We start from the raw sequence: 23,021 nt of genomic DNA, 5'->3' as shown, positions 1-23,021 counted from the left end.
ACGGACGGAGAACCACGGAAACAATCCGTGTGCTGATGTTTGCGCGGATTGCTCGCGCTGTTGCCACGGCGATACAGAGATACCCGCGCAACGATGCTAACCAGCCTGCATCTGAACCAAGATGGGGTTGCGTCGTGTCAGGATCTGAGCATTGGAACGGTGCGAATAGTCCTTACGCGTCCACCGGAGCGCCGCAGCCGCGCGATGAGCAGCAGCAGTTCGACCACTATCACAGGTTCGATGACGCCATCTCTCGATCGGCGCAGAGTGTCTCGAGAACCGTGATCTTGGATCGCTACAACCCGCCGGCTCGTTGATCTGGGCGGCGGCCGAGCATTCCAGCCGCGCCTGTCAGCTCTCTGTTTGCCGGCGAAGCCCACAGGATGGATTCCAGCGCTGATCGGATTTCTGTTTGGGCTATGGGAAGACGTTAGTTGGTGAGCGCGGAGGGACTCGAACCCTCGACCCCATGATTAAAAGTTACAGGCGTGCACACAGGCTAAGTCCTTTCATCGCCGCAGAAATCTCAAAAATCTCCGTAACTCACTGAAGAACTGTAGATTCCGAGATTTTCCCGGGAGTGTCAACTTTATCCTTGAATTGACCCGGGTCTGTGTGCATAGAGTGTGCATATAGACCACGTAATGATTTGGTGTGCACGGAGCGGGGCGATGCAGGTCAAGATCGTCAAGACCAAGGTCGATAAGCTGGAGCCGGGCGAAATCCTCTACGACACGGAGATCAAGGGGTTCGTGGCGCGGGCGCTGCCGAGCGGAAAAGTCACTTATGGTTACCGCTACCGGAACGCTGGGGGCCAATCGAAGTGGCTGGGGCTGGGCCTGCATGGTTCCATCACCGCCGACGAGGCGCGGACGCTGGCTAAGAAGCGGGCAGGCGAGGTGGCGGACCTGCGCGATCCCGTGGCCGAGCAGGAGCAGGCGCGATCGGAGGCCAAGAAGGAAAAACTATCGGGCGCCAACACCGTGAACGCGATCCTGGACGCGTTCGTGAAGCGTCACGCCAGCAAGCTGCGCAGCCAGGACCAGATCGAGCACGCCTTCGACACCTATGTTCGGCCGGCGCTGGGCCCGAAGTCGATCTATGACGTGAAGCGCAGCGAGCTCGTCACCATGCTCGATCACGTTGAGGACGAGGCGGGGCCTGTGATGGCCGACCGGGTGCTGGCGCATGTCCGCAAGGCCTTCAATTGGCAGGCCGCTCGAGATGACGAGTTCAAGTCTCCGATCGTCCGCGGCATGGCCCGGACCAAGCCGAAGGACCGGGCCCGAAAGCGGACGCTGACCGACGAGGAAATCCGGGATGTTTGGAAGGCGCTGGACAGCGCGGATGTGCCGGTCTGCTATCCGAACTACGTCAAGTCGCTGCTGGTCATGGCGACACGCCGCAATGAGTCCTCAGAGATGAATTCCGCTGAGATCGACGGCGATCTGTGGACGATCCCGGGCGAGCGCTACAAGACCAAGCTGGATCACGTCATTCCGCTGACCGACCAGGCCAAGGCGTTGATCGGCGCCAAGCCGGAAGGCTTCAAGGGCAATTCCTGGTTCGTGTTCTCGACCACCGAGGGCAAGCGGCCGTTCAGCGGCTTCTCGAAGGCCAAGAAGGAGCTCGATGCGGCGATCGCCAAGATCCGGAAGGGCGAGAAGCGGGAGGCGATGCCCCGGTGGACGCTGCACGATCTGCGCCGCACCGCGCGCAGCCTCATGAGCCGCGCCAAGGTGCCGGCAGACCATGCCGAGCGGGTGCTGGGGCATGTCATCGGCGGCGTGCGCGAAACCTATGACCGGTACGAGTACCTGGATGAGAAGCGCGATGCGCTGGAGAAGCTGGCGGGACTGATCGAGCTGATCCTGAAGCCGCCGACAGACAACGTTCTGCAGTTTGGAGCGCAGCAATGACCTCTCGCACCGATGTCCAATCCGGGTTCGACATTATGCGAGCGCTGATTGATGATTTCGAGGAACGGGCACTCGCTGACAAGGGAGGATATCCAAAGTCTCTACACACCATCAAAAAGGTGGTGGGACTGCTGATGGAGGCCAAAAGAAAGAAGCCGCACGGAGCTCCGAAGGGGAGGAGAAAATATCGCGAGATCGACCTGCAAGTTATCGACAGCGAAGATCGTTACGGTTCGATCCCCAAAGCTGTAACGGCATTCGTGAGGGCTGGTCTGCTTCCAGTCCGCGAGCCTAAGACGCACATCGACCGCATCAACGCTCTTAAGCGGGAAATAATCTCCGAGGTTTCTTCAAGCTAACGCCAGTTCACGTATTCCCGCGAATGTCTCCGAGTGTTCAACACTTGCGAGGCTTTCCCAATGCCAACCGAAAAAACTGCAACTGCGGTAAAGGAGCGGCGCCCACCGCTCAACACCGCCGATGCGGCAAAATATGCCAGCACGACGCCCGGTTATCTCGCGAAGCTCCGCTGCATCGGGGGTGGTCCGGTGTACATCAAGCGGAAAGGCGCGAAGAGCGGCGTCCGCTATGACCCCGACGATCTTGATGCATGGCTCGAGGCCGGCAAGCGCAAATCGACCTCTGACGTTCGGGAGGTCGCATAGCTCATGGCCGAAAAAGAAAAGGGCCGCCGAGAGGGCGACCCGATTCCAAATGGTGTCTGGCGAGACGCTGAGGAATCTAAGGCACCTCTTCTTAAACTGCAAGCTGCCCGACTGACGCGCCGCTGCGCGATCAGCCTCGCGATGGCGTCGATCGTCGCTCCTCTGTTGCACGGAGATGCGGCATGAGCGGATCAATCACCATCTGCCTTGCGGGCACTCCGCAGGGTAAGGGCCGCGCTCGAGCATTCGTCCGCGGCGGTCATGTTGGACACTACACGCCGGAGAAGACGCGCTCCTACGAGGGCATGATCCGCACTGCTGCGATGCAGGAGTTGGGCGATCGCCAAGCTTTCGACGAACCGCTTGAGTTTGTGCTGCGCGCGGTTTTTCCGGTGCCGGCGTCCTGGTCGGAACGGAAGCGCCAGCAGGCGATCACCGGCGACATCAAGCCCGGCAAAAAACCGGACTTGGACAATATCGCCAAGGCCTGGAACGATGCCCTCAACGGCGTGGTCTACCGCGACGACAGCCTGATTTGCCGGATGACGCTGGACAAGCGTTACGGGCCGCAGCCGCTGGTGGTCTGCACGGTGCGGCCGATTGCCGACGAGCACGACGCCGCGGCGGATTTTGACAACCTGTCAAAATTCCGGGACGAGGCTCGCATTATCCGAGATGCAGAAGGGGAGGCCCAGCGATGAACCATCGCCTCATGGTCTCCGATCCGGCGATCCGGAAGCAGCTCCAGCTCGCGGGCCTGCGCTTCATGTGCAGCCGCGCGCAGTGGCTCGCCAGCGAGGCGAAGATCATCGGCCTCCAGCTCAAGAACGACAGGATCACGTCAGCGCAGGTTGACGCGAAACTGGAGGAGATGGGCGCGCTGGATCTCGTCTATCCCGAATTGATGCGGGGGTGAGCATGGATGCATTGATGCCCCGTAAGGCAAAGACGTTTCCGCCCGGCGTCTACCGGCACGACACTCTTGAGGAGATTTTGCAGGAGCGAAAGCTCCCTGCAAAACATTGGCTCGTCAAAGGTCTGATCGCCAGCGGGGAAACATCCGCTTGGATTGCGCCGCCTGGCGGCATGAAGTCCGCACTCATGGCCGAACTTGCGGTAGCTGTCTCCAACGGTTCAGCCGATGGATCCTGGCACGATCGCAAGGTCCCTGCTTTGTGGGGCGTAGTGTACTTCGCCCTTGAGCGGGCCGATCTCGTCAAGCGTCGGCTGCGAGCTCATTTCGAGCGCATGGGGCCGCCAAACGAAGATGACGGCGGGTATTTTGGCATCGTCGTAGTGCGCGACACAATTGACCTGATGGATCGTGAGAGTGTCTCTAGGGTCGTTAAGACGGTGCGCGAGTGTGACACCTGCCTTCCAGTCCAACTGCTGATCTTTGATACCTTCGCAAAGACGATCGCGGCCGGCGGCGGCAACGAAGACAAGGCCCAAGACCAGGGCAAAGTTTTCGCCAACATCCAGCGCATCAAAGACGCGCTCGATCCCGGTCCTGGTACCATCGGGCCACCGCACGTGGCATTGATCGGCCACACTGGCAAGGACGAAAGCCGCGGCGCCAGAGGATCGAACGCCTTCTACGGCGATGCTGACGTGATGGTGGAGATTTCCGGCAAGGAGATCAAAACCGCGACCGTTACTAAGGCGAACGACATGCCGGAAGGCCCGCTGTTCTCGTTCAGGTCGGAAACCCATGAATTCGGCAAGGACAAGGATGGCGACCCGATCACCGTTAACATCGTAAGCACCGAGGAAGTCACCGCGACATCGGGAGCCGGCAACAGCACCGAACCGAAGCTCTCGACCAATCAGCGCGTCATGTATCGCCTGCTCACCGACGCTGGGCCATCAGGGCTGACGACCGAGGCATGGAGCGAACTTGCCAAAGAGCAGGGCATCGCCGCCAAGCAACGGCACTATGAGGCCCGCATGGCGCTGAAGGACAAGGGACTGGTGCGCGAGTATGCCGGCGTCTGGAGGACCAATGGCTGACATCCTCGATGAACTCAGGAAGCGGGGGCAGTACAAGGCCCTGCCTAGTTCAGGAGCTCAATACCGCGGCATGATGGGCAATCCCCGTGGGACCAGCGTCCTGCGCATCATTGACGGGAAACTGTTCGAGGACGAGCCCATCGCGTGGCACGTTTTCAGCGAGGGCGAGCCGGTGCCGGTTTTGTTGGGGATCGGTCCCATCCAGGGGGATTACGCAGTCGCCACCAAGAAGGATACAGCCATCGGCCAGCGATACTTTACCGTCGTTCACCGCGGGAAATACTACGACAACTTCACTCAATGGCTCTACGCGGTGTGCGGCGAAATGGATCCTGCATTCTCGCCGAGATGGGCGGACCGTGGTCCGGTAACGGACGGTCACTCCCCTATAGGGGGAGTGAACCGTGACGTTACTTCCGTGACCGAGTAACGCCCGTGACCATCCGTGACCGTGACCGTTACCCGTGACCGAAGGAATTTTAGGGCAGTGATGAAACAGAACCCAAAGAGTGGATTGAGACCGTGGAAGCCGGGACAGTCAGGAAACCCCCTTGGCAGGCCACAGGGGGCCCGCAGTAAGTTTTCCGAGGCGGCGTGCGCCGATGCACTGGCGGACTGGACGGCGCATGGCAAGAAGACACTGGCCCGTGTGAGGCAGGACGACCCGAGCACGTACCTGCGCGTGCTGTTCAGCATCATCCCGCGGGACATCGCAGTCTCGATCGAGCAGCGCAGCGGTCCCTTGGACAGCCAGGAGATGCGCAGCATGCGGCGCCTGGTCGAAGTGATCCAAGCTGCCGGCGCAACTGGGATCGATTCGGAAATGGTGTTCGGATGGATTGAGGACGATCTGCGCGCCAGGCTGGCGAAGCATGTTCCCACTGATGGTCAATTGCCGGAAATTGCGGGCTAAGTGTGCATAGCGTGTGCATAGACCAGAATATCTGGGAAAGATAAATAAAATCAACGATAAGCACGTGACTAAAGATTACGGGGTCTTGTAGCCGCGCCGCGAACGCTCCACACTTGCTCCATCTGATTTGGAGGGAAGTGATGGCCTCGAACTACCAGCTCTATCGACCGGCGGTCGTCGCCAGCAATGCCGCCAGCGGCTTCGGTGCGGCAACTCTGGTCGGCACCTATGCCAGCCAATCCCTCGCTATGAACGCGCCCAGCGTCGCAGGCGATCTCATCATCCCGCCTGGCTACGATTGGCATTTCACGGGCTTCCGGCCTGAGCTGACGAATGCGGCGTTGGTCGTCGGCGTGCCGCAGTATGTCGTGACCGGCGGCGGTGCCGGCACCGTGGCGAACTATCTCGGGCCAGTGCAGTGATGGAGGTTCGCTTCCAGTACGGCCGGCAGGACCTCCTGAAGGCCTTGGCCGATCGCCGCGGCGTCAACCTGAGCACGCTGATGCGCTCACTGGCGGACGCTGCATTGGCTTCTGAGGGCTTTGCTGTGGCTGACCAGCAATATGCGCTCGTCACGCCCGGCGGCGAGGTGCTGACCACCAGCTATCGCATTGCCGCTGACGATCGCGGACAGTGGCTCCCGATCGAGAACGAGGACAGCGCGCCTTTCGATCCCGCACAGCACTGGCGCCTCAAACCGCTTCCGCTGCGCGTCGATGGTGAGCGGGTGGTGCGGACCTATCCGGTGGCCCTGAAGTCGCAGGAGCACGCATGACCGGCGTTGCATGGTGGTCACAGACGGCGGCGAACAACGCCAACCAGGACCCGACGATCAACTGGGCAGAGGGTCAGGCGCCGTCATCGGTAAACGACAGCGCAAGAGCGCTGATGGCCGGCACCGCGAAGTATCGGGATGACATCGCTGGCGCGATCGTCACCGCCGGCACGTCAACGGCTTACACGGTCACGTCCAATCAGGCGTTTGACAGTCTCACTCGGCTTGCCGGCCAAGTCATCGCGTTCAGTCCTCACACGGCCAACACTGGCGCTTGTACGCTCAATGTCGATGGGCTTGGGGCAAAGTTGCTTCGCTCGGCGCCTGGTGTTGATCTTCCTGCTGGAACGCTGCTTCAGGGCACACCCTATGTGGCGCTCTATAACAACACTGCCGGCGAGTTCTACTTGCAGGGCTTCATCGGCAATCCGTACTCCGTGCCGGTCGGAGGCATGCTTTTGTTCGGAGGGACGGTGGCTCCAAACAGTTCGTTTGCTTTCTGCAACGGGTCGCAGCTGCTATCGCGCTCGGTCTATTCCACGCTGTTTTCGATCTTGGGCACCGCGTACGGAGCGGGAAACGGTTCAACCACCTTTGGCATACCCGATTTCCGGGGCCGCGTTCCGGCTGGTGCTGATCCTGGCGGCCTCAATTTGACCGGCGCGACGATGAACTTCCTCACGAACGGGGGCACTGGCGGTTCTGAAACTCGCTCTCTCGCCACAGCGAATTTGCCGCCCTATACGCCCGCTGGCTCGGTCACCGCTGTTAGCGGCACGTCGACCGGACAATTCACTTCGTTCGCGGGCAATGTCAACGTTCCCGGTGGCAGCAACCCAATTCCGATCCCGAACGGATCTAATTCAAACGTCACCTTTTCCGGCGGTACTGGCACGTTCACCGGCACAGCGCAGGGCGGATCGAGCCAGGCATTTGGCATCGTGCAGCCGACGCTTCTGTGCTCAATCATCATGAGGATCATCTGATGTCCGATATCCCACGTGATGAAGCAACCGGCCAATTTGCAGGCGAGCAGAAATTCGGTCTCGCAGGCCTGGAGGCTGACGCCGGCTGGACTCCGCTCGTAAAGCCTGAGACTGATGCCGAGCTCGATGAGGCGCAGGCGGCCGAAGAGATTGTTGCGCGTCGCGAGGATGAGCAGGAGCCTGAGAAGATCGGCCTCTACAACCACGACCGCACGGGCCTTCTGGATGATCTCGAGAATCCGGACCACGAAGGTCCAAAGATTTCGCTGACGCCGGAATCCGCTGCATACGGCTTGACGGCCTACCGCGAGTATCAGGCTGAGTTGGATCAGGCCGTTGCTGATATCGAACTGCTGGACAGTGTCGATGCGCTCGACAAGACGGCGGAGGTCGGCGCCAAGGGTGACGAGGTTCCGGCCGAGCCGGGCGAGCCAGCAAAGACGGCTGATCCGCAGGCGGAGGCCTTGCAGTGGCTGGAGGATCATCCGGAGGCCCACGCGGCATTGTCGGAGCACGTCCAGCAGTCCACGGCTGCCGCCGAGCAGGCGCGGGCAGCGTATGCGCAGCAGCTGGATGGTGCTCTTGCTGTTGCTCGGCAGGTGACGTTTGCGATGGTTCCGGAGTTGCGCGGTGTCACGGATGCAAACCATGCGGTAAGCGTGCTCTCGGCGATCCAGCAGCAGAACCCGCAACGATTTGCGCAGATCCAGCAGCTTGACCGTGAAACGGGGCAGCTGATGGCCGCGGCGCAAAACGAGCGCCAGGCGGCTTTGCAGCGGGAGTTGCGAGCGATCCTGGATTACAACGCCGAACAGTCCAAGGCCTATGAAACGAAGTATGGCGCCGTGGACCGTGCCACGGCGGATGGCGTGCGCTCTTATCTGCAAGGGTTGGGCGCAACAGAGCAGGACTTTGTCCAATTGCAGCAGTCGCGCGTGCCTCTCTGGGCACAGAAAGCTCTCATCGATGCGGCGCAGTATCACAAGCTGATGTCCAACCCGCCCAAGCCATCGCGACAGCCGCTGCCTCCGGTTCAGCGGCCTGGTGCTGCCCAGCCTCGCGGCGCCGCGCGGGCCTCCGATCTGCGGTCATTGACAGCGAAGCTGGATTCGAGCGGCCGGATTGAGGATGCCGTGGCGATGCTCAGCGCGATGAGGGAGAGCAGAAAATGAGCGACGATTATTTCGAACAGAACAAGCGTAGCGGCATCAACCGCGGCGTCGACTCGTCACCGGCGAGCCAGGAAAAGTGGTTTGCCACGCTCGATCACGAAAACCGAAGTCAGGTGCTGGACCGATACACCGCGGAAGATGCGGCGAATGCCGATCAGCATCTCAGCCTCGAAGAGGCGGGCAGCGGGCTCGAGCGGCGTTCGCACGTCGCGCGGCTCCAGCAGATCCATGCTGCTCTGCGTCGGAATGGCCGATGACACGGTTTGAGCATTGGTGTCGCCTCGTCGCGCAGCATCCTTTGCCGGCGGCGCCGTGGGTCGTCGCGGCCTTCATTCGTGAACACGCGGCACTCGACGCCGAAACGCTGTGGGCGGAGATCGCCAGCGTCGATGCCTCGCATGAGGCGTTGAACTATTCGCCTCCTGGGCGCTCGACCGTGGTACTCAAGGCTTTTGCCGATGCGTGTACCACCGAGGCGCCGCGATCGTGGCGGAAGGAGGAGCAAGAGACGTTTCGGATGCTGCCGTGGGGAGTGCAGCAGACCATCCTGCGGCGCGAGAACGACCGCGAGCGTGCACTGCGCCACGCACAAACCGAAGCGTCCGAATTGCGCAACCGGCTCAAGAAGGTCAAGGAAGCACATGCTGAAACCGAAACCGCAGCCTGAAAAATCCCTCGCCGAGAGGATCGGCGAGTTTCGCGCCGAGCTCGATGCGTGGATTGATCGGAAGGCCGAGGAGCTGAAGGAAGACACGCCCGGTGTACCGCTCGGGGTTTTGCGCAATCTTCTGATCGCGCGGGCTGGCGCGTGCCAGTGCCAGGCGGTGCAGAACTTGCTGGAGGGCCAATGAGCGTCGGGTTGCTTTCCGGTCTCAGTGATCCGGTCGTAATGGCACAGATTGCCGAACGTCAGCGCCTTATCGCCACGCTCGCCGATCGCTGGTCTGTCAGCTACGACGACGCGCGGCACTGGCTGGATAGCTGGGAGGATGTCGATCGCGTCGAGCAGTCCGCGAGCGGGATCCTGCACTGATGAATGCCCTGGAGCAGATCAGCGCGACGCTCGATCACTTCGAGCGGCTTGACGGCGATCTTGAGTATTTTGCCGAAACGCATCTGAAGATCCGGCCGAAGGCCGGCGGCCTGGTGCCGTTCGTGTTCAATCCGGTCCAGAGGAAGCTCCACGCGATCATCGAGGAGCAGCGCGCCGCGACCGGCATGGTCCGGATCGTGGTGCTCAAAGCGCGGCAGGAAGGCGTCAGCACCTATGTGTCTGGCCGCTACTATCATAAGACGATCCGCAATCCCGGCTTCCTGACCGCGATCGTGGCGCATGAGAAGCCGGCATCGCGTAACCTGTTCAATTTGGTGAAGCGCTTCCACGACCACATGCCGGACGACATGCGACCGGCGACGGGCGCATCGAATGCCGAAGAGCTGAAGTTCGCCAACATCGATTCCGGCTATCTGGTGTCCGTTGCCACGGAGGACGGCGCCGGCCGATCGTCCACGGCGCAGGCGCTGCACGCGTCAGAGGCTGCCTTCTGGGTGAACCTGAAGGAACAGCTGGCGGCGTTGATGGAAACCGTGCCCGATCTGCCGGACACGGAAATCATCATCGAAACGACCGGCAATCAGTTTGGTGACGAGTTTCATCAGTTCTGGTGCAAGGCACTGGCCGGCGAGAACAGCTTCAGGGCTGTGTTCCTGCCCTGGTCGGACGATCCGACCTATCGCCGGGCCGTGCCGGACGATTTCGAGATGACGGGCGAGGAAAAGAAGCTTGCCGAGTTGCACGGCCTCGATGCCGAGCAGATTTATTGGCGCCGCTGCAAGATCGCGGACAAGGGCGATATCAACTATTTCAAGCGCGAGTATCCGCTGACACCGGATGAGGCGTTCCTGGCATCGAATTTCGACAGCTTCATACCGCATGAGCTGGTGTTGCGAGCTCGCAAGGATCCGGCAACGGAGGGGACGGGGCCTCTGATCGTGGGTGTCGATCCTGCGCGGTTTGGCGCTGATAGCACCGCGATCGCCTGGCGCCGCGGCAGCTGCATCGAGAGGATCGAGAAGCGGCATGGCCTGGACACCATGCAGGTCGCCGGCTGGGTCGCCAGCATCATCCGGGAGGAGAAGCCGGCCAAGGTCAACATCGATGTTGGCGGGCTTGGCGCGGGCATCTATGACCGGCTGGTGGAGCAGGGGTATGGCGGCAGCTTCGGCTCAGGCATCCTGAACAGCGTCAACTTCGGATCGAAGCCGATCGAGCCGCCACCGCTGGACGACAGCGGCAAGCCGTCAGGCGGCCCGGCAAATCGCCGCGCCGAGATGTGGTCCAATCTCAAGGACGCGCTGGCGGGCTCTCATTTCTCGCTGCCGGACAGCGACAGCCTGCAGGCCGATCTGACGGGGCCTGGCTACAAGTACACCAGCGACGGGCGGCTGGTGCTGGAGAGCAAGGACGAGATGAAGAAGCGCGGCATGCCGAGCCCGGACGAGGGCGATGCCGTGGCGCTGTGCTTTTCGGAGCCGAATGGGTCGCCGATCGTTTCGCGACCCAAGGGGTTCAGCGGGCCGATCGAGTATCCGAACATGGGGTATGCTTGAGTCTGAGTGGTTTTGCCGCAGATGCTAACCAAAGCTTAATCTGTGGATTTTTACTGTTTTTCAATGAGTTCGCCAAAATATAGGAACCGGACATTCGAACCGAATATTGTCTGAGCATACCCAATCAATAGATGGATGGCGGGCCGTCGCGGCTAGCCGATTGTGTGATCTAGATCAAGCGTCGAATCGGAAGCTAGGCCCACAATTTGGATGGAAGACTCAGATGAAAACGCCTATTAACCGGACTGCTGGGCAGCGGGGGCGGGTTACGGCCATGGCAACAATCCGAAAATCTACTGGTGAAGTATTCACCGTGAGCAACAAGAGCGGCAACACGGGCGGTGATGTCCTTGTGCGCTACCAATTGCCAAATGGGAAGACTGCGACGGTTCTCGATCGCAAAGTGTACGAGCAGGCGCTGAAGGTCACTGGCAGCGCGGTCCGTAGGACCCTCGACGACATTCGCAAGCACGGCGGCAAGGGCAGTTGAGCCACCAGGAAGTTCAGCCGGCCGACCCCGCGGCCGTGGTTGAGGTTCATAACCGCGTTTTCGAACAACTGATCGATGAGAACCCCGACGACGAGCATATCCTTGTCGGGGTGGTTGCGTATTTTTACTACAAGGCAGCCAAGCGCGAGTGGGTAATCAACTACTGCGAAAACCATGGTCGGCCACCGACTGATGTGGAACTGCGCGCCTATATTTCAAGCTGGACCGCCATGAGGATCAATGGCGTGAGGGAAGAAGCGAACGTGGCCTTGACCTCGTACGCATCCTATATCCTCGACAAGGAGCGGCCTAAGATCGTCGAAGATGCTCTAAAGCACCGCTCGTTTTGGCGTGAGTCGGGCATCGCGTGCTTCGGCGCCTTTCTCTGGACGGTCATGTTGATCGTTTTCGCGGTGATCCTCAAATTGGCGCACATCGATCTCTTGGCGATTTTGCAAAACGTGGGACACTAAGCGCGTCCCGCATCAGCCCGACACGCCCTTGGCGAAGTTGATCACCTCGCCCCAATCGAGCCGGGTATCGACCCAACCGACCTTGCCGCAGGCGGTGCACTTCAAGTGCGCCGAGATGTCCTGCCAATCCCACTCCGGCAGATCGGCGAGCATCAGCCGGCCGTTGTGCTGCTGACACCCGACGCAGAACACCAGCACGGTCTTAAAGCCGGCGTTGCGATCGACAGGACCGGACCAGTAGCGAAGGAAGTGAGCGGGCTTGCGACGCCAGGGCATGCGCGATTGATTCCGCAACTGCTGAGCGCACGCAAATTCTCAAGACGTTGGGGCAGGGAACAGAGCGAGGCTACCGCGCGTCGTGGATGTGGAAATCGGTTCGCTTCATTGCGAGTCGTTAGCCGCAGCCTCCAACATCTGACCGAGCACATCTTCGGCGACATCGATCGCCTGATTGACCTTCGGGTTCAATTTGTCTTTCTCGCTACGGCTTCCCCAAATATCGTCCTCAAGTGTCGAATAGAAATTATCATCAGGACGGCGCCCGCTTCCAACAGCGTTTATCAGCATCTCGGCTGAAACTTGGATTGAAATAATTACCTCGTGGAGGATCTGAAACGCTCGATCGATTTCGGTCCCGCGAAAAATGGCGCGAGCCCGAAAGCGTTTGCTGAAGAAGTCCGAAATAAAGTCTTGGTGCTTCGTAAGCCGCTCGAGGGGGACGAAGTACATATCTTTCGTTCTCGCCAAGGACTCGCCTTCATTTTCTTGGCGAGGCCTGCTGGCTCCCTCATTTCCAAACGCTGCCGGCGAGCGAGCAGCGGTTATCACTTCCTTCATCTTATAGAATGCCGCAAGCAAATCCTCTCCGAACTCGACGCGCCGCTTGTGGTCGTGAAGCTCCCGATCGTATCGGAATTTTCTCTCAGCCAAGTCGACATCAAAGCGGAATTTCTTTTCGGCGAGAGCTTCGTCAAATTTGAGTTTTTCAGAGTGAAGCCTGGTCGTAGTCCTGTTTGAGACGATGAAGCCGGCGATGGTGACAATGCCGGACACGATCGCGGCGACGACAGCAGGTCCTATGAAATCATTGCCGGTCATGCAGTGCAGTCTAATTGCAGGTGGTCGTAGACATGATCCCGGTGCGCATGGTGTTGCACACGACGGGATCGACTCTGGGTGCGACGTAGGCAGAACCGCCGCCACCACCGCCTATGACGACCGGGGCACGCGTCATCGCGACGTGGTCCTTGTCCGCCTCCAGCGCGAGCCTTTGAGATTCGCAGCCTGCGGCACCCGATCGGGCCAGACAGTCTTTGTAGGCAGCCAGCGAGGCGTCATAGGCGTTGTTCGCCTGGACGGAGCGCGCCACGCCGCAGCCGGCGAGCGCCAGGCTGGTCGTAGCAAGCAACATCCCGCCGAGCGCGCGGCTGAGCAGTTTCGAATTATTCATTGGGTAGCCCTCCGCCGCGGACTCAACCGGAAGGCGCGGGCAAAGGCAATGCCCCAAGGGAGGGGATGGATTTTTTAACGCAAATCGGATGTGATGCCAGACGGAGCTTAGCAACTCCCGCCGAAGGCCTTGCCGGGCCTGAAGCACCAGGGCGATGGCGGGGCGATCCTTGCCGGGATCAAACATGCCATCGATTAGGACGCGCTGGTTAGCCGCCAGCGTGAACGGCACCACTATGCCGGGAAGGCGGCGGCTATACAAGACCCGCAAGGGGAAAGCCGTCGCGCGCCGTCTCTGGCGGCGTTGCTAACTTCCCGGCGCCAGTGCTGCCCACTGGCAACCGGCCGTAGCAAGCCGGCATTGATCCAGAGACCAAACATGCAAACCACCACAGGAAGGCCAGCGGACTCCGCTGGTGCGATTTTGTCCGGCCTCGCACTTCAACAGCGGGAGCGGGAAACGACTCTCCACGCCCTCGCCAGACTCAGGAAAGAGGCCGCGGCCGAGATTGATCGGCTGATCGCCTTCCTCGATGCCTCCGATCCGTATGTCACCACGGAGTTGGAGGACCAGGCTGACGACCACCCGATTGATTGGGACGAGCTCGAACAAAACCTCTCGCCAGGAGGCGTCCGGCCCTGCGATCCCGATCCGGATGGCGATCTTGAACGGGATGACAGCGACGACGAGCCGAGCCTTGGCTTCCTCGAGCGCCATCCGTCAGCGTACGGCTATTGGGAGCGGAGCAGCACCGGCCATCAACTCGACCTGTGCGCCGGCCTCGGTCACGACCTTGAGGACGAGCACGACGGCCGGGAGCCGGGCGAGGATGACGAGCCGTCGCTGGGCAGCCTTGGCGGCGATCAGCGCCGCTGGGCTGCTGGCGGCTTGATGGACCGGGAGCAGGACCGATGCGGCTGATCCGCGCGCTGGTGATGAGGATCCGGCTCTGGGTCGCGCGCTGCTCGATCCTGCTCGCCCGCAAACTGGCGACGATCAGCAGCGGCATGCTGATCTGAACATCCAGCAAAAGACGCCGCCGGGATCTGAAATACATGCCCGGCGGCGTTCCACTCCAAAAACCTGGGCCCTGAAATTCCCAAGCGCAAGCAAACGCTTGTGCCTGCGCTCCGGTTGCTTCTGCATTTCATCAATGCGGCGGGAACAATCGGCAACGTCGGGAGTTGCGAGCTTTCAACGGCCTGGCGCGCCGCCCGCGCTGGGGTCGTTTGCTTACACGCTATCCCGCTCAGACGGTTCGCCGGACTTACCGAAAAGCGTCACCGGATCATCCGCTTGAGGTATTGACGTAGCTGCGTCGAAGGTTCTGAATTTCAGTACGACGCCCACACCGCCGCACGCTGGGGCGCCGGTTGAGCGCGAGGCGTCGAATCCCTAACCCCGATGCCTCGCTGCTGCTCCACGGCCCCGGTTCTCCCCAAGACTGGGGCCGTGTCGTTTCAAGCTCGCCGACCGCGTCCCTGCAACCCCTGAAGCGTCCGCGGCAGCTCGTTGATGATCTGGGTGAGCAGCCATGCAAGGCCGACGCCGATCATTCCGGCCAGGTATCCGTTCGGCGTCCAATGCCAATGCACGTTGGACGCCAGGACTGCGAAGATCACCAGCGACTGGAAGAGGTGCCACATGGCGCGATCCTACCAGCTCAGTTCAGGCAGACCGCAATCACATTGGCTGCCAATGCGGCCACAAAGTACGCCATGCCGAGCAATCGCCAAGTGTGCATGGTGTGTGCACGGTCTGAATTGGCTTTCGCTTGGCTTGGGTCTATTCCGGTCTTAAGTGCTTGATTTGATGTGGTGAGCGCGGAGGGACTCGAACCCTCGACCCCATGATTAAAAGTCACGTGCTCTACCGCCTGAGCTACGCGCTCACTCACCTGAACATCAGATCCGGACGCAAGCGGTGAACCGCTCCGGATCATGCTCCAGTCCGCGCTGTGTAGGGGGCGGGGCCCATCGGGTCAATAGCCGGCGGGCGGTCAATTGTGTACCGTTGCGGCGGATTTGCCCATTCGGCGCCTGCGGTTAGGGCCGTTTCTTGAAGTTGACTTTGTTTGCGCATGATCTTTCCGGAAAACCGCTGCGCACTTTGCGCTGACGCGGCCCTCGGGGTCCGGATCAGGCGTTAGCCGTCGTGGCGGATTTCCGAGCCGACCGGCTGCTGCGGGGCGGCGACCGAGGGCAGGCTGACCGGGCGAAGTCCGATCAGTTCCGCGGTGCGGATCGCGCTGTTACGCCAGAACGCGAACTCGTTGATCCGCGAATTCTCCAGGATCGCGATTGAAACCGCGGCTAGGAACGGCAGGCTTTGCAGCACCAGCACGCCGGCGAAGATGTAGATTTCGCGCACCTGCTTGAAGCCGTTGGTCACGATCAGCACGATCGCGCCGATCAGCAGCAGTACGCCGATCACCGCTTCCCAGAACGCCTGGAATTCGATCGACATGCGCGACAGGCCGCCCTTGGAGGTGCGGGCGAAGGCGAGATGTTCGGTGATCAGGCCCTGCGCCACCGCGCGCGACACCGTCCACTGCACGCTCATCGCCGCGATCATGGCGCCCAGCATCTGGCCGGCCTTGATGTTCACCCGCAGCCGGTAGAGCGCGACGAAATGTACGAGCGAGACGACGAAGGAGGCGATGATCGGCAAGGTCAGGATCTTGTCGGGGATCGCGATGTCGGCGAAGGCGACGATCGGCACCCAGATCAGATTGAGGATCGCAACCACGACGCCGAGGCTTTCGGCCCCGAGCCAGTTGAGCCAGCCGAGCGAGAATTCGCGGCGCTGATCGGGCGTCAGCCGGCTGGCGCCGGGCAGGAAGCGCCGCCAGTGCTTCTTGACGATCTGGAAGCCGCCATAGGCCCAGCGATGGCGCTGCTTCTTGAAGGCCTCGTAGGTGTCAGGCAGCAGGCCTTCGCCGTAACGCACATTGGTGTAGTGCGTGAGCCAGCCCGCCTGCTGGATCGAGAGGCCGAGATCGGTGTCCTCGCAGATCGTGTCGGAGGACCAGCCGCCGACCTTGTCCATCGCGGCGCGTCGAATCAGGCACATCGTGCCGTGCACGATGATGGCGTTGAACTCGTTGCGCTGGACCATGCCGATATCGAAGAAGCCGGCATATTCCCCGTTCATGATGTAGTGCATCAGCGAGCGGTCGCCGTCGCGGTGCTCCTGCGGCGCCTGCACCAGTCCGACGCGCGGGTCGGCGAAGGCCGGCACCAGGTCCTTCAGCCAATCCGGGTGCACGACATAGTCGGCGTCGATGATGCCGATGATCTCGGCGTCGGCCGCGGTGCGTTCCATCGCGATGCGCAGCGCGCCGGCCTTGAAGCCCTGCACCTTCTCGGCATTGATGAACTTGAAGCGCTCGCCGAGCAGCCGGCAGTGATCCTGGATCGGCCGCCAGAAGTCGGGATCGGGCGTATTGTTGATGATGCAGACGCACTCGAAGTTCGGATAGTCAAGCCGCGACACCGCATCGAGCGTCTGCTTCAGCATCTCGACCGGCTCAAAGTAAGCCGGGATGTGGATCGAGACTTTCGGGAACTTGACGTTCTCGCCGATCGTGGCCGGCGCCAGCGGCGCGCTCTTGCCGATCAGCCTACGCGGGCCGCGGCCGAATGCCACCGCCGCGATCTCCTCGATCCGCGCCATCGCGATAAGTACGAGAGGAACCAGGAGCACCAGGCCAAGGCTGAGCGCAAACGCCGAGCCCCAGACGAAATAGTGCGTGGTCCAGTATGAGAACACGGTCGCAACCCAGGCGCCGACGCCATTGGCCGCGGCCGACAGCAGCAGCGCCTGCATCACGGTCGGCTGGTCCAGCCGCAGGATCGGCAGCGACATGAACAGCCCGACCAGCACGGCGACCAGCGCGATCTTCCAGTAGTTCAGGTCGGTGATCGGTCCGGTCCAGGCGAACTTCGCCTCGCGGTCGGCATTGAGGATGCCCCAATAGGGACCGACGCCGCCTTCGAAGAACTTCCAGGGCTGATCGATGGCCTCGACGATGTTGTAGTCCATGCCGATGGCTTCGGCGCGGGTAACGAAGTTGCGCAGCACGGTGGCCTGCTGGAACGCGCCCGGCTCGGCGTTGCGCAGATTGTAGCCCTGGCTCGGCCAGCCGAATTCGGCGATCAGGATGCGTTTGCCGGGGAAGGAGTCGCGCAACAGATTGTAGCGATCGACCGCCTGGTCGACCGCCTGCTTGTCGGTGAAGTTTTCCCAGTACGGCAGCACGTGGGCGGCGATGAAGTCGGCCGAGTTGGCGAGCTGCGGATGATCGCGCCAGATGTTCCAGATTTCGCCGGTCGTGACGGGAACGTTGACCGACTTCTTGACCCGCTGAATCACCCTGACCAGCCGCTGCACGTTGTTTTCGGCAACCGCCCATTTGACCGCTTCGGCGCGCTTGTCCTCGGGCTGCGTATCCGCGTCGTGAAGGCGCTGTGCTTCCTCGCGCAGGATTCGCTCGGAGTCCTCAGGCGACACGCCGATCTCCGGAACCGTGCCGAGGTTTTCGAGCGGGACCTGCTCGCCGCGGAACACGGTTTCGTTGCCGACCACGATGCCGATGACGTTGCTGTTGCGCTTGGCCAGGTTGATCGCGGCGTCGAGCTCGCGATTGTTGCGGTTGGCGTCCTTGTCGATCCACGCGCCGACGGTGACCTTCATGCCGAACTCGGCGGCAACCGGAGGCACCAGTTCGTTGCCTTCGGTCGATGAATAGAGCCGGACCGCTTTCGTGAGGGTGGAGAGCTTTCTGAGATCGGCGCGCACCTTCTCGGTGTCGGCAGCAACGTCAGCGACGGTGTGCCCTGACTCGAACGGGGCGTAGGACAGGCTCGGCAGCGTGCCGCGGAAATCGGGCGCCGACTGTTTCTCCTGGAAGAGACCCCACAGGGCGGCGTGGGCGGCGGTGACAAGCAACAGGACGGCGACGACGGCGCGCATCGCGGTTAAACCATACGGGGCCTGAGAGTGAGGACTAAGCGAACCCGTCCCCTGGGTTCGACCAATATCACGGTGGAGGAAAAGATATCTCCGCCATCCGATTTAACAACTGGTGTGCCGCGATGGCGTTTTAAGGGCGCAAGCCGTTCCAGCCGCGAAAAAATCGCGGCCGGACCCCCGGTCGCGCGAGCGCCGCTATTTCGACGCCGGCGCAGGTGTGGCCGACGGGGCCGGTGCAGGCGAGGGCGAGGCAGCCGGTGCGGGCGCGGCGTTGCCGGCGGTCGACGGTGCCGGGCTCGGCGCCGCGGCAGCCGCCGCGGCCTGCGGCTGGGCGCCCGGATTGATCCAGCAGGCGTGGATGCGGCCGTCGAGGCTGCCGCGCACCTTGTCGTCGATCTGGGCGCCGAACCGGGTCAGGCAGCGGAACGCAGCCTGGACGTGACCGCCGGGGCAGCCGAACCGGTCATACAGGTCAAGGTGGCGGAACGCGGTGTCGAGGTCGTCGTTCCACATCAGGCGGACCACACGGCGGCCGAGCCAGACGCATTCCGGGTTGCCGGCTGGGCCGTTGATGGCCTGCTGAGCCTCGCCGAACTCCTCGACCTTGCGCTGGTTCGCCTCCCGCGCGGCATTGGCGTTCGCATCGGCCGGATTTCCGGGCTGCTGTTTGGCCTGATCCGGCGGATTCGGCGTGCCGCTCTGGGCGAAAGCGCCGCCGGCTCCGGTCAGGAGCGCAAGACTGGCCACAACGCCGGTGACGGCAAGGTGACGCAAAGCAGTGTTCTTCAACTCAAGCAGCCGTCGACGCATGTATTCCCCGATAATGTTCCTACCCCCGCGGGATCATCCTAACGGCTCGCGTGATGCCGTCCAAATAGGTCTCCAGTGCGGCGGAGACTCTGGCGGAGTCAGATGACTGGAATTTGGTATTTTGTCCAGCAAACTCACAACTTTATCGATCCGGCGCGAAACTGTCGCAGGACAACCATGGTATTGACCTAATCCCGCTCTTGGCAGATGGGCTGTGACCGGCTAATTCGACGGTCCCCCGGAGGATGGAACCGATTTCGCTTCGTACGCCACTGGCGCTTCTCCTGATCTCGCTCGTCGTGATTGCTTCCGTGTGGTGGTGGCTCGCCACGCCGATCACGCTCGCGCGTGCGCCGATCGATCCGGCCGCAAAGCTGCAATGCGTGTCCTACACGCCGTTCCGCGGCGCCCAGACGCCGCTTGATCCTACGACACAAGTCCCGGTCGAGCAGATCGAGCAGGATCTGACCGATCTCGCCAAGGTCACCGACTGCGTGCGCACCTATTCGATCGAGAACGGCCTCGACCAGGTCCCCGGCGTTGCGGCCAAGGTCGGGCTGACGGTGATGCAGGGCATCTGGCTCAGCAGCAACCGCTTCAAGAACCTGCAGCAGATCGCCATCGCAGTCCGCCTCGCCAAGGAATATCCCGGTGTCGTCACCTCGCTGATCGTCGGCAACGAGGTGCTGCTGCGCGGCGAGATGACGGCCGCCGATCTTGCCGGCAACATCCGCGCGGTGAAGGCTTCGGCCGGCAATATCCCGGTCACCTATGCCGACGTCTGGGAATACTGGGTGAAGAACCGCGAGATCTATGACGCGGTCGATTTCATCACCATTCACATCCTGCCGTATTGGGAGGACATCCCGATCAAGGCCAAATACGCCGCGGCGCATGTCGACGATATCCGTAAGCGGATGGCGGTGACGTTTCCCGGCAAGGAGATCCTGATCGGCGAGACCGGCTGGCCGAGCCAGGGGCGGATGCGGGAGGGCGCACTGCCGTCGCGCACCAACCAGGCGCGGGTGGTGTCGGAGATCCTCGACCTCGCCAAGCGCGAGGGCTTTCGCGTCAACCTGATCGAGGCCTATGACCAGCCCTGGAAGCGCAAGCTCGAGGGCACCGTCGGCGGCAATTGGGGCCTGTTCGATTGGATCAAGCGGCAGGTGAAGTATCCGCCGGGCGTTGCGATCAGCAACTATCCCGACTGGAAGCTGCAGATGGCCGGCGGCATGGCGCTGTCGGTCGTCACCTTCCTGGTCGCCTGGCTGACGTTGCGGCGCCGGCCCTGGACGCCGCGGCCGGCGGCCTGGATCGCGGTCGGCCTTTCGGCGACCACGGCGGGGACGCTGCTCGGGATCGCCGGCGACAAGATGTATTACGAGAGCTACGGCGTTGCCGGCTGGCTGCATTGGGGCGTGCTGCTGGCGGCCGGCATCGCCGCGCCGCTATTGACCGCGCATGCGCTGATCGCCGGGCGCTCGCTGCCGACCTTCCTCGAACTGGTCGGACCGCGCGACTATCGCGGCAAGGGTATGTTCGGGGCGGTGCTGGCGATCGTGCTGGCGGCGACCACCGTGATCGCGGCCGAAGCCGCGCTCGGCTTCGCCTTCGATCCGCGTTACCGCGATTTCCCCTATGCCTCGCTGACCATGGCCGTGGTGCCGTTCGCGCTGCTGACCATGCTCAACCGTCCGAAGGAGGGCGTCCGGCCGATTGCGGAATCCGTATTCGCCGGTCTGCTGGCGATCGCTGCCGCCTATACCATCTTCAACGAGGGGACGATCAACTGGCAGTCGGACTGGACCTGCGTGATGTTCCTGCTGCTGGCCGCTACGCTGTGGCGGGCGCGGGCCGCGCAAAACCCAGGATAAACAGTCCGATCGCCAGGCCCGACAGCACGACGTTGTAGAGCACGATGCCGAGCCCCGCGGCGATCAGGCCGGCGGTGAGCAGCACGATCGACGGCCGCGTCAGATTCAGCACGGCGATCACCAGCGCCGTGATCCCGAACACCGAGTTCTTGAACAGCACGGTCGAGAGCGCGCGGGCCTTGCAGAGCATGGTCTGCCCGCCGGCGTCGCAGGCCAGCGCGACCGGAGAGAACTCGATGGCCAGATAGCGCACATACAGCGCGTAGCCGACGGTGAGGAAGCCCACGACCAGCAGGAACTGGACCTGATAGGGGGAGAGGCGGAACGGTGGTTTGGTCATCGCGGCACTATGGTCGGGAAAGGGGGCGGGGACAAGGCTCGGCGTAAGCCGCGAAATCGGTCGAGAATTTGGCCGCAATCCATTGGCCTGGCATCATCATTGGCTGTTGCGCCGGAACATCGAGGAGATCGTCGAAGGCTCCGGCTTCTTGTCCTCGGCAACAGCCTGCTGCGGCGGCGCCACGGCGGCGCGCTTCGGCACGAACCGCCGGTGCGGCAGGGCCGGCCTGGCTGCGGCGGGCGGCTCGTTCAAGGCCAGCCGCTGGCCGTCATAGACCGCGGTCTCGCAGGTCCGCTGGACCAGGCTGAGGCCGGCGCAGATCTTGGCGGCGGTGCCGGCGTCGTTCAGCGGTCCGGCCACCAGGCGCAGCTGCATGCCGAGCCCGTTGCCGTTCTCCTTGATGACGATGATCGGCCGCAGCGCGGCCAGCGCGGCATTGGACTTCGACTTTAGCAGGCCCCGCCACAGCGCGCGCAGTCCATTGACCGAATTTGCCGTGCCGAGATCGACGCCGAACTCGGTGCGCTGGATCTGGGCCTTCGGCGCGTCCGCCTCGTCCTCCGCGTCGGCGTCGGGATCCGCCTTGATCACCGGCGGTGGATTCGGCGCCACGCCCGCATCGCTCGCGGTCGGCGGCTTGGCCGTTTCGGCCGGCTTGGTCGAGGCGGGATCGAGCGATGCCAGCTGAGGCCTATCAGTCAGCGGCTTGTCGGAGGGCGGCGGCGCAGCGGCTTTGGTGTCCACTGCGGTGGCCGCAGCAGCGGCGCTCATTGGACTGGCAACGGACGGGGCGGCGGACGAAGCCGGCGGCGCATTGTCGGAGGCGGGCGGCCTCTCCGCGGCGACTTGCGGCTTCGACGCCGCGGGCGCTGGTTTCTTGTCGGCGGCGGGCTTTTCAGCCGCCGCAACGGTCTTCTCGATCGCTGCGGGCGGCTTGCTGTCGGCAGATGCCGGCACCTTGTCGGCCGTCGGCGGCTTGTCCGACGCGGCCGGCGGTATCGTGGCGACACCGGCGACAGTTGGTGCCGGTGCCGGAGCTGCTGGCGCCGAATTGGCTGGTGCGGGCGGCGCTAGAGCTGGCGCCGCGGGCTGCTTGGCGATCGCGCCGGTCACGGATTCCAAGCCTTGTTCCAGTGTGGTGACGCGCGAATAGAGCCGGTCGCGATCGGCGTTCAGCGTATCGATCGCTGACGCCAGCCGGCGCGTCTCGTTGTGGCTCTCCTTGGCCAGCGTCTGCAATTGCTGGGCCTGGCGCGCGACGTCGGTTGCGGCGATCTGATTGCGCTTCAGCGTCAGCGCCGACTGGTTGGCCATTACCGCGACGGTGACTGCGCCGACCGCGGCCACGCCCCACGACCCGAGCCGCCAGAGCATGCGACGATCGAAAGCATCCTCCTCGGCCAAAAAGCCGGAGCTGCTCTCGGTGTCGAATTCCGCCGCCAGATTGTCGCGATCTTTGGCCAAAGCCCGCTTGGCCCTCCTCAAGGCCCGCCGAATCACGAGGCAAAGATTAACAGGAAATGGATCGGGAACTTGAATCCGGAGCGCCACGGAGGCGAA

Annotated in this window: 30 protein-coding genes and 1 tRNA gene; 22 read left to right on the top strand and 9 right to left on the bottom strand. The window is 62.4% G+C overall.

Translation table 11 applies throughout. The features are described 5' to 3' along the window. Positions 1–671 precede the first annotated feature (671 nt). From ACVINW_RS31465 to ACVINW_RS31370, 20 genes are all read left to right on the top strand, one after another. The gene (locus ACVINW_RS31465) at positions 672–1,919 is read left to right on the top strand and encodes a tyrosine-type recombinase/integrase (RefSeq protein WP_456754862.1); all 1,248 of its coding nucleotides are present in this window, start codon (positions 672–674) and stop codon (positions 1,917–1,919) included. Next, complete coding sequence (locus ACVINW_RS31460; protein WP_456754861.1) at positions 1,916–2,278, top strand: hypothetical protein; 363 nt, start codon at positions 1,916–1,918, stop codon at positions 2,276–2,278. Before ACVINW_RS31465 ends, ACVINW_RS31460 begins: the two co-directional genes overlap by 4 nt. A 60-nt stretch (positions 2,279–2,338) precedes the next feature. Beyond that, the gene (locus ACVINW_RS31455; protein WP_456754860.1) at positions 2,339–2,584 is read left to right on the top strand and encodes a hypothetical protein; all 246 of its coding nucleotides are present in this window, start codon (positions 2,339–2,341) and stop codon (positions 2,582–2,584) included. Between the two features lie 3 nt (positions 2,585–2,587). Then, positions 2,588–2,770: a hypothetical protein gene (locus tag ACVINW_RS31450; protein ID WP_456754859.1), complete on the top strand. Its 183-nt coding sequence runs from the start codon at positions 2,588–2,590 to the stop codon at positions 2,768–2,770. Beyond that, on the top strand, positions 2,767–3,285 hold the full coding sequence (locus ACVINW_RS31445; RefSeq protein ID WP_456754858.1) for a RusA family crossover junction endodeoxyribonuclease: 519 nt from the start codon (positions 2,767–2,769) through the stop codon (positions 3,283–3,285). The genes ACVINW_RS31450 and ACVINW_RS31445 overlap by 4 nt, the downstream gene beginning before the upstream one ends. After that, positions 3,282–3,500, top strand: a complete 219-nt coding sequence (locus ACVINW_RS31440) for a hypothetical protein (RefSeq protein ID WP_456754857.1) — start codon at positions 3,282–3,284, stop codon at positions 3,498–3,500. The genes ACVINW_RS31445 and ACVINW_RS31440 overlap by 4 nt, the downstream gene beginning before the upstream one ends. 2 nt (positions 3,501–3,502) lie before the next feature. Next, positions 3,503–4,594 carry an AAA family ATPase gene (locus ACVINW_RS31435; protein WP_456754856.1) on the top strand — a complete coding sequence of 364 codons (1,092 nt, stop codon included), beginning with the start codon at positions 3,503–3,505 and terminating at the stop codon, positions 4,592–4,594. Then, positions 4,587–5,024 (top strand): hypothetical protein, encoded by a 438-nt coding sequence (locus tag ACVINW_RS31430; protein WP_456754855.1) that lies wholly within the window; start codon positions 4,587–4,589, stop codon positions 5,022–5,024. Before ACVINW_RS31435 ends, ACVINW_RS31430 begins: the two co-directional genes overlap by 8 nt. A gap of 60 nt (positions 5,025–5,084) precedes the next feature. After that, on the top strand, positions 5,085–5,507 hold the full coding sequence (locus ACVINW_RS31425; RefSeq protein ID WP_456756543.1) for a DUF5681 domain-containing protein: 423 nt from the start codon (positions 5,085–5,087) through the stop codon (positions 5,505–5,507). Positions 5,508–5,647: 140 nt separating this feature from the next. Next, entirely contained in the window at positions 5,648–5,929 is a 282-nt protein-coding gene (locus ACVINW_RS31420) for a hypothetical protein (protein ID WP_456754854.1), read from the top strand. After that, a complete protein-coding gene (locus ACVINW_RS31415; RefSeq protein WP_456754853.1) occupies positions 5,929–6,282 on the top strand; it encodes a hypothetical protein in 354 nt (117 codons plus the stop codon). Before ACVINW_RS31420 ends, ACVINW_RS31415 begins: the two co-directional genes overlap by 1 nt. After that, a complete protein-coding gene (locus ACVINW_RS31410; RefSeq protein ID WP_456754852.1) occupies positions 6,279–7,268 on the top strand; it encodes a phage tail protein in 990 nt (329 codons plus the stop codon). Before ACVINW_RS31415 ends, ACVINW_RS31410 begins: the two co-directional genes overlap by 4 nt. Further along, on the top strand, positions 7,268–8,440 hold the full coding sequence (locus ACVINW_RS31405; RefSeq protein ID WP_456754851.1) for a hypothetical protein: 1,173 nt from the start codon (positions 7,268–7,270) through the stop codon (positions 8,438–8,440). The genes ACVINW_RS31410 and ACVINW_RS31405 overlap by 1 nt, the downstream gene beginning before the upstream one ends. After that, positions 8,437–8,697, top strand: coding sequence for a hypothetical protein (locus tag ACVINW_RS31400; protein WP_456754850.1), 261 nt, complete (start codon positions 8,437–8,439; stop codon positions 8,695–8,697). The genes ACVINW_RS31405 and ACVINW_RS31400 overlap by 4 nt, the downstream gene beginning before the upstream one ends. Then, positions 8,694–9,107, top strand: coding sequence for a hypothetical protein (locus ACVINW_RS31395; RefSeq protein WP_456754849.1), 414 nt, complete (start codon positions 8,694–8,696; stop codon positions 9,105–9,107). Before ACVINW_RS31400 ends, ACVINW_RS31395 begins: the two co-directional genes overlap by 4 nt. Continuing rightward, the gene (locus tag ACVINW_RS31390) at positions 9,082–9,291 is read left to right on the top strand and encodes a hypothetical protein (RefSeq protein ID WP_456754848.1); all 210 of its coding nucleotides are present in this window, start codon (positions 9,082–9,084) and stop codon (positions 9,289–9,291) included. The genes ACVINW_RS31395 and ACVINW_RS31390 overlap by 26 nt, the downstream gene beginning before the upstream one ends. Next, positions 9,288–9,473 (top strand): hypothetical protein, encoded by a 186-nt coding sequence (locus ACVINW_RS31385; RefSeq protein ID WP_456754847.1) that lies wholly within the window; start codon positions 9,288–9,290, stop codon positions 9,471–9,473. Before ACVINW_RS31390 ends, ACVINW_RS31385 begins: the two co-directional genes overlap by 4 nt. Next, on the top strand, positions 9,473–11,050 hold the full coding sequence (locus tag ACVINW_RS31380; RefSeq protein ID WP_456754846.1) for a hypothetical protein: 1,578 nt from the start codon (positions 9,473–9,475) through the stop codon (positions 11,048–11,050). Before ACVINW_RS31385 ends, ACVINW_RS31380 begins: the two co-directional genes overlap by 1 nt. Before the next feature lie 223 nt (positions 11,051–11,273). After that, the gene (locus ACVINW_RS31375; RefSeq protein WP_456754845.1) at positions 11,274–11,540 is read left to right on the top strand and encodes a hypothetical protein; all 267 of its coding nucleotides are present in this window, start codon (positions 11,274–11,276) and stop codon (positions 11,538–11,540) included. After that, a complete protein-coding gene (locus ACVINW_RS31370) occupies positions 11,537–12,013 on the top strand; it encodes a hypothetical protein (protein ID WP_456754844.1) in 477 nt (158 codons plus the stop codon). The genes ACVINW_RS31375 and ACVINW_RS31370 overlap by 4 nt, the downstream gene beginning before the upstream one ends. A 12-nt stretch (positions 12,014–12,025) precedes the next feature. On the opposite strand, the gene ACVINW_RS31365 is transcribed toward ACVINW_RS31370, so the two are convergent. The 3 genes from ACVINW_RS31365 to ACVINW_RS31355 all read right to left on the bottom strand — a co-directional run bounded on the left by ACVINW_RS31365 (position 12,026) and on the right by ACVINW_RS31355 (position 13,463). After that, entirely contained in the window at positions 12,026–12,289 is a 264-nt protein-coding gene (locus ACVINW_RS31365) for a hypothetical protein (RefSeq protein ID WP_456754843.1), read from the bottom strand. A gap of 105 nt (positions 12,290–12,394) precedes the next feature. Then, entirely contained in the window at positions 12,395–13,111 is a 717-nt protein-coding gene (locus ACVINW_RS31360) for a hypothetical protein (protein WP_456754842.1), read from the bottom strand. A gap of 10 nt (positions 13,112–13,121) precedes the next feature. Beyond that, positions 13,122–13,463 carry a hypothetical protein gene (locus tag ACVINW_RS31355; protein ID WP_456754841.1) on the bottom strand — a complete coding sequence of 114 codons (342 nt, stop codon included), beginning with the start codon at positions 13,461–13,463 and terminating at the stop codon, positions 13,122–13,124. Between the two features lie 378 nt (positions 13,464–13,841). On the opposite strand from ACVINW_RS31355, the gene ACVINW_RS31350 reads away from it, so the two are divergent. Beyond that, positions 13,842–14,384 (top strand): hypothetical protein, encoded by a 543-nt coding sequence (locus ACVINW_RS31350; protein WP_456754840.1) that lies wholly within the window; start codon positions 13,842–13,844, stop codon positions 14,382–14,384. 539 nt (positions 14,385–14,923) lie between these two features. On the opposite strand, the gene ACVINW_RS31345 is transcribed toward ACVINW_RS31350, so the two are convergent. The 4 genes from ACVINW_RS31345 to ACVINW_RS31330 form a co-directional block, all read right to left on the bottom strand. Beyond that, a complete protein-coding gene (locus ACVINW_RS31345) occupies positions 14,924–15,109 on the bottom strand; it encodes a hypothetical protein (RefSeq protein ID WP_456754839.1) in 186 nt (61 codons plus the stop codon). Positions 15,110–15,278: 169 nt separating this feature from the next. After that, positions 15,279–15,354: transfer RNA gene (locus tag ACVINW_RS31340), tRNA-Lys, on the bottom strand. A 254-nt stretch (positions 15,355–15,608) separates the two neighbouring features. Then, positions 15,609–18,437, bottom strand: coding sequence for a glycosyltransferase (locus tag ACVINW_RS31335; protein ID WP_456754838.1), 2,829 nt, complete (start codon positions 18,435–18,437; stop codon positions 15,609–15,611). Positions 18,438–18,632: 195 nt separating this feature from the next. Further along, the gene (locus ACVINW_RS31330; RefSeq protein WP_456754837.1) at positions 18,633–19,247 is read right to left on the bottom strand and encodes a beta-1-3, beta-1-6-glucan biosynthesis protein; all 615 of its coding nucleotides are present in this window, start codon (positions 19,245–19,247) and stop codon (positions 18,633–18,635) included. A gap of 245 nt (positions 19,248–19,492) precedes the next feature. Between ACVINW_RS31330 and ACVINW_RS31325 the strand changes: the two genes are divergently transcribed. Then, positions 19,493–21,121 carry a glycoside hydrolase family 17 protein gene (locus ACVINW_RS31325; RefSeq protein WP_456754836.1) on the top strand — a complete coding sequence of 543 codons (1,629 nt, stop codon included), beginning with the start codon at positions 19,493–19,495 and terminating at the stop codon, positions 21,119–21,121. Here ACVINW_RS31325 and ACVINW_RS31320 read toward each other — a convergent pair. Together ACVINW_RS31320 and ACVINW_RS31315 are read right to left on the bottom strand one after the other, a co-directional pair. Beyond that, positions 21,081–21,461: a hypothetical protein gene (locus ACVINW_RS31320; RefSeq protein ID WP_456754835.1), complete on the bottom strand. Its 381-nt coding sequence runs from the start codon at positions 21,459–21,461 to the stop codon at positions 21,081–21,083. The two genes, ACVINW_RS31325 and ACVINW_RS31320, sit on opposite strands and share 41 nt — an antisense overlap. Before the next feature lie 96 nt (positions 21,462–21,557). Next, positions 21,558–22,925, bottom strand: coding sequence for a hypothetical protein (locus ACVINW_RS31315; RefSeq protein ID WP_456754834.1), 1,368 nt, complete (start codon positions 22,923–22,925; stop codon positions 21,558–21,560). Positions 22,926–23,021: the final 96 nt, after the last annotated feature.

Source organism: Bradyrhizobium sp. USDA 4461, assembly GCF_054055655.1.
This window is presented reverse-complemented; position numbering and strand designations above follow the sequence as displayed.